Annotated in this window: 11 protein-coding genes; 5 read left to right on the top strand and 6 right to left on the bottom strand. The window is 71.0% G+C overall.

Features of this window, described 5'->3' with window-relative positions:
• Positions 1 to 337: 337 nt before the first annotated feature.
• Positions 338 to 742, bottom strand: coding sequence for a hypothetical protein (locus J4573_RS28030; protein WP_208258845.1), 405 nt, complete (start codon positions 740 to 742; stop codon positions 338 to 340).
• Positions 743 to 875: 133 nt separating this feature from the next.
• Here J4573_RS28030 and J4573_RS28025 point away from each other — a divergent pair, with 133 nt between their 5' ends.
• The 3 genes from J4573_RS28025 (at position 876) to J4573_RS28015 (ending at position 3,395) form a co-directional block, all read left to right on the top strand.
• Positions 876 to 1,172, top strand: a complete 297-nt coding sequence (locus J4573_RS28025) for a CD225/dispanin family protein (RefSeq protein ID WP_208258844.1) — start codon at positions 876 to 878, stop codon at positions 1,170 to 1,172.
• Between the two features lie 901 nt (positions 1,173 to 2,073).
• Positions 2,074 to 2,484, top strand: coding sequence for a DUF2752 domain-containing protein (locus tag J4573_RS54265; protein ID WP_307796943.1), 411 nt, complete (start codon positions 2,074 to 2,076; stop codon positions 2,482 to 2,484).
• Between the two features lie 71 nt (positions 2,485 to 2,555).
• Complete coding sequence (locus J4573_RS28015) at positions 2,556 to 3,395, top strand: patatin-like phospholipase family protein (RefSeq protein ID WP_208258842.1); 840 nt, start codon at positions 2,556 to 2,558, stop codon at positions 3,393 to 3,395.
• 23 nt (positions 3,396 to 3,418) lie between these two features.
• Here the strand turns inward: J4573_RS28015 and J4573_RS28010 are convergent, their stop codons facing one another.
• The gene (locus tag J4573_RS28010) at positions 3,419 to 4,285 is read right to left on the bottom strand and encodes a LysR family transcriptional regulator (RefSeq protein WP_208258841.1); all 867 of its coding nucleotides are present in this window, start codon (positions 4,283 to 4,285) and stop codon (positions 3,419 to 3,421) included.
• A 71-nt stretch (positions 4,286 to 4,356) separates the two neighbouring features.
• On the opposite strand from J4573_RS28010, the gene J4573_RS28005 reads away from it, so the two are divergent.
• Complete coding sequence (locus tag J4573_RS28005; protein ID WP_208258840.1) at positions 4,357 to 5,079, top strand: SDR family NAD(P)-dependent oxidoreductase; 723 nt, start codon at positions 4,357 to 4,359, stop codon at positions 5,077 to 5,079.
• Between the two features lie 105 nt (positions 5,080 to 5,184).
• On the opposite strand, the gene J4573_RS28000 is transcribed toward J4573_RS28005, so the two are convergent.
• The 4 genes from J4573_RS28000 to sigJ form a co-directional block, all read right to left on the bottom strand.
• Positions 5,185 to 6,024, bottom strand: a complete 840-nt coding sequence (locus J4573_RS28000; protein WP_208258839.1) for a crotonase/enoyl-CoA hydratase family protein — start codon at positions 6,022 to 6,024, stop codon at positions 5,185 to 5,187.
• A 75-nt stretch (positions 6,025 to 6,099) separates the two neighbouring features.
• Positions 6,100 to 6,798 (bottom strand): hypothetical protein, encoded by a 699-nt coding sequence (locus J4573_RS27995; protein WP_208258838.1) that lies wholly within the window; start codon positions 6,796 to 6,798, stop codon positions 6,100 to 6,102.
• A 7-nt stretch (positions 6,799 to 6,805) separates the two neighbouring features.
• Positions 6,806 to 7,399 (bottom strand): RNA polymerase sigma factor, encoded by a 594-nt coding sequence (locus J4573_RS27990; protein ID WP_208258837.1) that lies wholly within the window; start codon positions 7,397 to 7,399, stop codon positions 6,806 to 6,808.
• A gap of 114 nt (positions 7,400 to 7,513) precedes the next feature.
• Positions 7,514 to 8,374: an RNA polymerase sigma factor SigJ gene (sigJ, locus tag J4573_RS27985; RefSeq protein ID WP_307796941.1), complete on the bottom strand. Its 861-nt coding sequence runs from the start codon at positions 8,372 to 8,374 to the stop codon at positions 7,514 to 7,516.
• A gap of 315 nt (positions 8,375 to 8,689) precedes the next feature.
• Between sigJ and J4573_RS27980 the strand changes: the two genes are divergently transcribed.
• Positions 8,690 to 9,463, top strand: coding sequence for a TetR/AcrR family transcriptional regulator (locus tag J4573_RS27980; RefSeq protein ID WP_208258836.1), 774 nt, complete (start codon positions 8,690 to 8,692; stop codon positions 9,461 to 9,463).
• Positions 9,464 to 9,475: the final 12 nt, after the last annotated feature.

Below are 9,475 nucleotides of genomic sequence, written 5' to 3'. Positions count from 1 at the left end.
TTTTCTCATGCACCACGACATAGAGGGCATGACGAGAGTCAGACCTCAAGATCGCTGGTGGTTTCCCCTCAGGACGGCCGCCACGCAGGCGTCTCGCTCCCCTCCAGGGACAAGGAGAGAATCTATGTGCTCCTCGCGCGGACGTCAAACCAGTTTCGCGAATCCACCGCACGAAAACTTCGCACCGCCCTCTGGACGGCGGCTCGCCGCCGGCGAATGCCATGCTCAGGCCCGATATCGCCCGCTCAGCTCAGCAGCGGTGAGACGACCGTCACCCATCTCCCCTACAGCCGCAGAAGGCACGGCGACGGCATCCAGGGGAACGCGCCCCGCACGATCAGCCGGCCGGACCGGAGCCGATCTCCGCGATCTCCCAGTGCTTGTCGGCCTTGATCAGCTTCCACTCGCCAGCATGGCCAGAGGCCCCTGACTTGAGCGACACCTCGACCGTCGCCTCGCCCGCGCGCTTGTCCACCCGTTCGACCTTGAACGTGGCTCCGCCCAGAGTCTCGAGGAGCGACTTGTCCGACGACCAGCTCCGCACGCAGTCGGCGTCCCGGTAGACCTTGGTCATGTGCCCGCACGCCTTGGCGGCGTCTCCGGCACGAGCCGCCTTGAGGAAATCGCTCATCGTGTCCGCGATGGCGTCCTTGTCACTGTCGCCCGCTGAGCAGGCCGCGAGGGCCAAAGCGGCCGTAACGGCAAGGCTCAGGCGGGCGAGGCGGATCTTCTGCTGGTCCAAGGCGGCCTCACGCTAACACGACACCTGTTTGAGGTGGCCAAAGGCGGCCTTATCGCAGGCTGGGAGAACCAGGCGCGACAGGGAAGCGTCAACATCACTGACGCATTCCCATGCTTCGGAGGTGCTCCACCCGATGAGCTACAACATGCCCGGCTACGGCGGCGGCTACGGGCCGCCTCAAGGGCCGCCGCCCCCTAACCACCTCGTGTGGGCGATCCTGTCGACGATCTTCTGCTGCCTGCCGCTCGGAGTCGTCGCGATCGTCTTCGCAGCGCAGGTCAACTCCAAAGCCGCGGCCGGAGACTACGCGGGTGCCCAAAGCGCCTCGAACAGCGCCAAGACGTGGGCGATGGTGTCGACGATCCTCGGCGCGATCGCGACCGTCCTGTGGGTCATCGTGTACGCGGCGGCACTCAGCAACTCCTCCTGACGGCCCGCTCCCTAGGACCCAGCCCATGACGAACCTGCGCCGGCCCGCCCCGCCTCGGACTGGCGGGCCGGCCGCCGGGCCTCCGGACGCCTCACGTCCGGCACCGGTAACACCCTCAACAGACGCCTCGCCGCCAGCGAGCGGGTCTCAAACTGCGCACGCGCCACCCCCGGCAACCGCATCGCGCGCCACGGACGGCCCGTCTCCGGCGACGGCGTCGCCAGCCGCGGACGCCTCGGCCCCGGCGACCGAGCCGGACACCACGAACGCGCAGCCCCTGCCGCACACCACGGACGTACCGTCTCCAGCGACCGCGTCCCAGGCGGCGGACGCCGCAGCCCAGGCGACCACACCGCACGCTACAACCGCGCCACCCACTGAGACCGCCTCGCGCGTTACCGGCGGCCCGACTCCGGCGACGGCGTCACAAGCCGCGAACGCCTCTCCCCCGGCGACCGCACCGCACGCACGGTCCATGGCGGCCGCGCCGCACACCACAACCGCGTCGCACACCACGGACGTACCGTCCCCGGCGAGCGCGTCACACGCCACGGACGTACCGTCTCCAGCGATGGCGTCTCAAGCTGCGGGCGTCTCGCCCCCGGCGACTGCGCACGCGCAGCCCCTGGAGACCGCGTCGCACGCTACGGGCTGCCCGACTCCGGCGACGGCGTCGCAAGGTGCGGACGTGCAGCCTTGGGCCCCCGCGCCTCGTTCGGGGGAAGCGTCGCCGTCGGTCGACGCGTCCTCTTCTCTAGATGGGGCGCCCGCGCGTGCCACGCGAACGAGCGCTCCGTCCGACTCGGCGGGGGCCGATCATCGCGGGGGTGAGCAGGACCTCGCGTTCGACAGGCCCGACGCGTCACGGCGCAAGGCGGTCGGCCTCAGCGGCAGATTGGCGGTGCTGCAGAGCAGTACGGTCGGGAGGCTCGCGGCTCCGGCCGGGGTGTTGCTGCTGGCGGTGACGGTCGTCGGGTATGTCGGGGCGATCGACCCTAATGAGAGCGGGCACTACCCGACCTGTCCGTTCCTCGCACTGACCGGCTACCAGTGCCCGGGCTGCGGCTCGCTGCGCACGATTCACGCGCTCGCCCACGGGCACGTTCGCGAGGCGTTCGGCCTGAACGTGTTCGCCGTCGCGATGATCCCGCTACTGGCCTTCTTCTGGGTCCGCTGGACCATCGCCAGGGCCCGCAATAGGCCGACCCGCACCAAGGCGGCCGATCCGCGCTGGATCTGGGTGCTCTTCGGGGCCATCATGATCTTCTGGCTGGTACGCAACCTGCCGTTCGGGTCGTTCCTCGCCGCCTGAGCGGGAATGTATCTGCGGGCGGCCGTGCTGCTGATCGACGTACCGTACGACGATCAGCAGGAGCAGGGCAGATGACCGAACGGACTCTGGTGTTGGGCGGCGGCGGGGTCGCCGGGATCGCGTGGGCGAACGGCGTGCTGGCGGGCCTGGCCGACGCCGGGACGGACGTCACGGACGCCGACCTGCTCATCGGAACGTCCGCGGGCTCGAACGTCGCGGCGCAGCTGGCCAGCGGCCTCCCGCCGAACGACCTCTATCAGCGCCAGATCGACCCTGCCCTGCAGAGCCGGGAGCTGATTCCAGAGGGCGTTGCGCTCGAGAAGCTCATGGAGATCTGGGCCGAGATCTTCGGCCGCAACGAGGATCCGGTGAAGGTACGGATCGAGCTGGGCGCGATGGCGCTGGCGACCGAGACGGTTCCCGAGTCCGCCCGGCGGGCCGTGATCGAGTCCAGGCTCCCGGTGCACGCATGGCCCGAACGGAAGATGATCGTCACGGTCGTCGAGGCGACGACCGGTAAGCCTCGGCTGTTCGACCGTTCCTCCGGCGTGGACCTGGTCGACGCGGTCGCGGCGAGCAGCGCGGTCCCCGGGGTGTGGCCGCCCGTCACGATCGACGGCGTCCGCTACATCGACGGCGGCATGCGCACCTCGGCCAACGCGGACCTGGCCGAGGGCTCGGACCGCGTTCTGGTGCTCGCCCCGCTGCCCGACCCGTGGCTGGACCAGGACGTCGCGAACCTCATCTCCGGTGGAAGCAAGGTCGAGGTGATCGTGCCCGACGACGACTCGCTCGCCACGTTCGGCACCAATCCGCTCGACCCGGCGAGCCGCGTACCGGCGGCCAAGGCCGGCCGCGCCCAGGGTCAAAAGGCCGCCGCAACGATCGCCGCGCTCTGGCACGCGGCCTGAGACCGAGCCCGCCAGCGCGGCGGTCAGCTGACGGGTCTGGGGGCGCGGGCGGCGGCCACCTCGGTGGCGGTTCGGACGAAGGCGGCCAGCGCCGGTGAACGGCTGCTCTCCGGCCAGGCGAGCAGCAGCGTCATCGGCTCGGCGTCCAGGATCGGCACGCAGACCAGGTCGCGACGGATCTGGCTCCGGGCGGACTCGGGCACCAACGCCACCGCCCGCCCCAGAGCGACGAGCTGCATCAGCTCCGAGCCCTCCCGTACCTCCAGACCGTCCGGCGGCCCTGAGCCGGGCACGCCGCGCCAGCGCGGGAACGTCTCGCCCTCCAGGTCGGCCATCACGATGCTGTCGCGACCGGCGAGACGATGATCGGCGGCGACGAGGGCGCAGCGGCCCTCCACCAGCAGCGGCTCGGTGTCGAGCCCGGTCAGGTCCTCGAACGGGCTGTGCAGGAACGCGACGTCGGCGGTGCCGTCGCGCAGCGGCCGGGCTCGCGCGGCCACGCCCCGCAGCATGATCTGCACCTCGACCGCGTCCGGGCAGCGCGCGTACGCCTCCAGGACGGCGGGCAGCAGTCCCCCGTCGCCGCTCGGCTTGGTCACCACGACCAGCGTGGGCTCGGCGTTGCCCGCCCGCCGCGTACGGCGAGCGGCGGCGGCGACCGCGTCCAGCGCCGTCACGGCCTCCTTGGCCAGCACCTCGCCCGCCGGAGTCAGCGCGACGCCACGGCTGTCGCGTTCCAGCAGCAGGACGCCCAGACGCCGTTCCAGCTGCTTGATCGCGCGGGACAGCGGCGGCTGGGCGATGCCGAGCCGGACGGCCGCGCGCCCGAAGTGCAGCTCTTCGGCGACGGCCAGGAAGTACTCCAGCTCCCGCGTCTCCACTCGGTCCATACCTTCAGGGTATTGCCCATGACCGGGATGGTCCTGGGCCGCCCACGGCACCCGATGGTGGACTCGAAGGCATGACGATCGCACTGGTCACCGGAGCCAACAAGGGAATCGGCCGCGAGATCGCGGCGCAGCTCGCCGAACGAGGCCTCACCGTTCTCCTGGCGGCACGCAACAAGGAACTGGGCGAGAAGGCGGCGGCCGAGCTCGGCGTCCGTTCCCTCGTCCTGGACGTGACGGACCCCGCCTCCGTACGGAACGCGGCGGAGCGGATCGACGAGGAGTTCGGCCACCTCGACGTCCTGATCAACAACGCCGGGATCTCCGGGGATCCGGCAGGCCAGCGGCCGGGCCACGTGGAGATCGACGTCGTACGGTCCGTACTGGAGACCAACGTCCTCGGCGTCATCGCCGTGACGGAGGCGATGCTGCCGCTGCTGCGCCGTTCCAGCGCGGCACGCATCGTCAACGTCTCCAGCGCGGTCGGCTCGCTCGGCACCAACACCGACCCCGACCACTATTTCGCCAAGATGCAGGGATCGGCGGCCTACGCGCCCTCCAAGGCCGCGCTGAACATGCTGACCGTTCAGTACGCCAAGGCGCTCCGCCCGGACGGAATCCTGGTCAACTCCGTCACGCCCGGCGCGTGCGACACCGATTTCACCAAGCCGTTCGCCCGCACCGACATCACGCGGACGGCGGCCGACGGCGCTGTCATCGCCGTGCAGATGGCGACACTCAAGGAAGACGGACCGACCAGCGGCTTCTTCGACGACAACGGCACCGTCCCCTGGTGAACGACGAACCCTGGTGAACGACGGACCCTGGTGAACGACGAACCCTGGTGAACGACGGACCCTGCTGACCGGCGTAGATCCCAAGGTGAACGGCGAAGCGGGAGATCAGCTCGGGTCGGTGAAGACCGCGGGCCGCTTCTCGAAGTAGGAGCGGACCGCCTCGGCCTGGTTGGGCGAGCCGCGCAGCTCCCCGAGCGCCCGCGACTCGGCGAGGAACTGCCCGGCCAGGTCGGCGCCGGCGTCCGAGGCACGGTTGATCAGGGCCTTGGCATGGCGGATCGCGTGCGGGTTGCGGCCGGCGATGTCGCGGGCCAGCTCGGTCGCCGCCGCGCGCGGGTCGTCGGCGGTACGGGTGGCGAGGCCGATCCGCACGGCCTCCTCACCCGCCACCATCCGCCCGGTGAACACCAGCTCCTTCGCGACGTCCTCCCCGACCAGGCGGACGAGCGCGGCCGTGCCGGTCATGTCGGGGATGATCCCCCAGCGGATCTCCAGCACCGACAGCTTCGCGTCCGGCGCGACGATGCGGATGTCGGCGCCGAGCGCGATCTGCAGACCGCCGCCGAGCGCGTGACCGCTGACCGCCGCGATGACCGGCTGCGGCATCTCGCGCCACGCGTGAACGGCCTGCTGCCCGAGGTTGGTGATGCGTCCGGGCAGCCGTTCGGTGATGTCGGAGGGCAGCCGCGTGTCCGGATCCGCGCCCGCGTCGCCGGAGGCGTCACGGGCCATCGTCTCGAAGCTGGCGAAGTCCAGCCCCGCGCAGAACGCCCGGCCCTCCCCCGACAGCACGACCACCCGTACCGACGGATCGGCCGCGAGCCGGCCGCCGGTCTCGGCGAGCGCCTCGAAGGCGGCCAGGTCGAGGGCGTTCAGCTTGTCGGGCCGGTTCAGCCGTACGTCGGCCACTCCGTCGTCCACGGTCACGGTCACGCGATCGGTCATCTCGGCGGGTCCTTTCCGGAGACTGCGACACCACTGCGCAGCCAGGGTCTCATCCCCGCGTCGCCGGGCCCGCGGTCAGGGCTTCGGGCTCGCCGGGCGAGGGATTCTGACGTCGTCGTCGATGGTGTCGGGTCCGTCACCGGCGCCGTTCTTGGTCACCACCGGGCCGTGTTCGGTCAGCACGCAGGGCCCCACCCGGTCCGGGGTGACCTCTGGGGCGATCACCATGCCCGCGTCGGGCAGCGGCTCGCCGTTCCGGCCCTTGGCCCCCCACACATTGATCACCAGGGTCTCGCCCTTCCTGATCCTCTTGGGGTAGATCACGACGCCGTTCTCCTCCATTCCCTCGGGCGGCGAACCGTAGATGGAATCGGCGTCCGGTCCCCCGGCGTCGAAGTAGCGCGCCCGCGGCTCGCACTTCTTTCCGCTCGGCAGGAACGTCACCACCGCCGGAACGTCGAGACCGCGCAGTTTGGCCTCGACGCGCTCCGGGTGTGCGAGCTCGTAGAACTTGACCAGCACCGAACCGTCCGGGCGCTTCTCCACCGCGTTCGCCCGCGTCCCGTCGTCTCCGCTGAACACGGGCACCGCGACCGCTGCGCCGCAGGACGCGGCGACGACTCCGGCTGCCAGGACCAGCCGGTGTCGACGCCTTCGACGGCGCTGCACGGGCCCGGCGGCTGCATCCTGCGAGGCGGCCGCGTCTTGCGAGGCGGCACGGTCGGCCACCATTTCCTTCAGCTCGGCGAGGAGCCTGTCTTCGAACGTCCGCATGTTCACTTCACTCCTTCGCGTACGCGAGCGCCGGGGCGGCTTCGGGGACGATGCGCGCCAGCACCTTGCGGGCACGGTGCAGCCGGACTCGGGCGGTGACGGGACGGATGCCGAGGGCCCCCGCGGCCTCGGTCACCGTCAGGCCGTCCACCGCGATCAGCTCCAGGACCGCGCGGACGCCCTCCGGGAGCCCGGCGAGCGCCTCGTAGGTGTGGCGCGCGGCGCTCTCGGCGTCGATGCGTTCCTCCAGGCGGGCGATGTCGTCGGCGTCCACCAGCCGCCTGCCCGCGACGCGTCCTGTGACGCGCAGCTCCCGGGCGGCACGCCGCCGTTCCGCCGCCAGGACGTTGCGGGCCACGCCGTACAGCCAGCCGATCTCGCTGCCGAGGTCGGGCCGGTACGTGTGGGCGAACTCGATCACCGCCACGAACACCTCGGCGGTCAGGTCCGCGGCGGTGTGCGGGTCGGCGACGCGACGCGCCACGAACCGGCTGATCGCCTCGACATGGCGCCGGTAGAACGCCTCGAAGGCGTCCGGATCCCGTCCGACGCGGGCGAGATCGCCTCCGGCGCGGGCGAGGCCGCCGTCAAGCTCGGCCATGCGCTCACTCCTCTCGATGATTCACCCGCTGTTGGCGCCTCATCGAGAACGCGTTACCGGCTCACCGGCGGATGCGGCACCAGGGCGGCAGCGGTGCGGCACCGGTCCGCGGCCTCAGGGGCGGATGCGGTCGAGCTTGTCGGGGTTCATGACGGCGAAGATGCCCTGCACGCGGCCGTCCCGGACGTCGAACGCGACGAGCTGCTCGCCGCCGTCGACCGAGATCCAGATTGCCGGCGCGCCGTTGGCCTCGACGATCGTCGGCTCGCCCACCTCGTAACGTGCGAGGAGGCCGGAGATGAAGGCGAACACGTGCTCGCGCCCGTCGACCGGCCGCAGGGCCGCGCGGACCTTGCCGCCACCGTCGTTCCAGGCGACGACGTCGTCGGCCAGCAGGTCCTTCAGCGTGTCGAGATCGCCGCTGGTGGCGGCGTCGAGAAAGCGGCCGAGCAGCTCCGAATGGTCGGCGGGCGCCGGTTCGAACCGGTCGCGGCCCCCGGCCATCCGCTGCACGGCCCGGTGGTGGAGCTGGCGTGCCCCCGCCGCATTGCCGTCGATGATCTCCGCGATGGCGTCGTACGGCAGATCGAACGCCTCCCGCAGCACGAACACCGCACGTTCCGGCGGCGAGAGCCGTTCCATCATGTGGAGGGTGGCGTACGAGAGGGTGTCGCGCAGTTCCGCGCGTTCCATCGGGCCGAACTCCTCGGCCGAGACGGGCTCGGGCAGCCACGGCCCGGTATAGGCCTCGCGGGTGACGCGGGCCGACCTCAGCTGGTCGAGGGCGAGCCGGGAGACGATCGTGATCAGGAAGGCGCGCGGCTCCTCGACCTCGGAACGGTCGCCCCCGCTCCACCGCAGGTAGGCCTCCTGCACGACGTCCTCGGCGTCCCACATGCTGCCCAGCAGGCGGTACGCCAGGCCCAGCAGGAGCGGCCGGTGCTCCTCGAACGAGTCCACCACGAGATCGGTCACCCCTTGATCTTCTCTCACCTGCGCCGATCAAGGGAGGAGCGGCCTCGCACCGCCGGGGGGCCGGGGGCCGGGGGCCGCCCGTCACCAGGAGCGGGGGCCGCCCGTCACCAGGAGCGGGGCCCGCGGCCCGGACCGCCCGCCGCGCGACCGTACGGCCGTTCGGCGTGTGCTCACGACGGATTCGACGCGCCTATTCAGGAGATCGGTTATCAGAAGGCTGACAAATGTCTCGCGTCACGCGAATTACCGTTCTGCGATCATTCCCGAGGGGTTCGGACGGCCCCTGAACGGCCGGTATGCGGCTATGGTGACGGCATGTCCGACCAGGATGCGGGGCAGTCGACGCGCAGCCGCAAGCGCCCGCCTTTCCGGCGGCTGTCGTCCGACAAACGCCGCGAGGAGATCATCGCCACGGCGATCGAGGTCTTTCTCGCGCGTCCCGAGGACGAGGTGTCGATCGACGACCTCGCGGGCGCGGCGGGCAGCTCGCGGTCCTCGCTCTACCGCTACTTCGACAACAAGCAGGAGCTCTACGCGGCGGTCGCCGACCGGGTCGCCTCCACCGTGATCGAACGTCTGGACCAGGTCGTGGCCGACTCCCCGTCGTGGGACCTGATGATCCGGCTGCACATCTACTTCGACTTCATCGAGGAGTACGAGGGCATCGTCAGCGGGGTGCTGGCGGTCGGGTCCGGCCGCGCCCCCGAGGCCGCTCGGCACGCCGCCCAGCGCGTCCGCGACCACATCGTCAAGATCACCTGCGCGACGCTGAACGTGAAGAAGCCGAGCCGCACCATGGAGATGGTGCTGCGCTCCTGGATCGCGGGCGTCGAGTGGGCCGGGGTCGAGTGGCTGAAGACCCGCGAGCCCGACCGCGCCGACCTGCAGCAGATCCTCGCGCGCCAGCTCGGCAGCACGCTGATCGGGGCCGCGCCGACCGATCCGCAGATCTCCGAGATGCTCACCTGGTGGGTGAGCGTCGAGCCGCCCGACTCCCCGTTCGGCGTCCTGCTGCGTTCGGTCGCGGGCCTGGTGGACGTACGGATGTTCGCCGACGTGGCCCGCATGCTCGGCCACCAGGAGCCCTGACGCAGGGCCGCC

Source organism: Actinomadura barringtoniae (assembly GCF_017573505.1).
Taxonomy (GTDB): Bacteria; Actinomycetota; Actinomycetes; order Streptosporangiales; family Streptosporangiaceae; genus Spirillospora; species Spirillospora barringtoniae.
The sequence above is the reverse complement of the archived record's forward strand: the minus strand, read 5'-3'. Positions and strand labels throughout refer to the sequence as shown.

Bases quoted from the DNA above. Each gene is read 5' to 3' on its own strand.
- J4573_RS28025 (WP_208258844.1), top strand. From the start codon at position 876: ATGAGCTACAACATGCCCGGCTACGGCGGCGGCTACGGGCCGCCTCAA.
- J4573_RS28015 (WP_208258842.1), top strand. From the start codon at position 2,556: ATGACCGAACGGACTCTGGTGTTGGGCGGCGGCGGGGTCGCCGGGATC.
- J4573_RS28010 (WP_208258841.1), bottom strand. From the start codon at position 4,285: ATGGACCGAGTGGAGACGCGGGAGCTGGAGTACTTCCTGGCCGTCGCC.
- J4573_RS28005 (WP_208258840.1), top strand. From the start codon at position 4,357: ATGACGATCGCACTGGTCACCGGAGCCAACAAGGGAATCGGCCGCGAG.
- J4573_RS28000 (WP_208258839.1), bottom strand. From the start codon at position 6,024: ATGACCGATCGCGTGACCGTGACCGTGGACGACGGAGTGGCCGACGTA.
- J4573_RS27995 (WP_208258838.1), bottom strand. From the start codon at position 6,798: ATGCGGACGTTCGAAGACAGGCTCCTCGCCGAGCTGAAGGAAATGGTG.
- J4573_RS27990 (WP_208258837.1), bottom strand. From the start codon at position 7,399: ATGGCCGAGCTTGACGGCGGCCTCGCCCGCGCCGGAGGCGATCTCGCC.
- J4573_RS27980 (WP_208258836.1), top strand. From the start codon at position 8,690: ATGTCCGACCAGGATGCGGGGCAGTCGACGCGCAGCCGCAAGCGCCCG.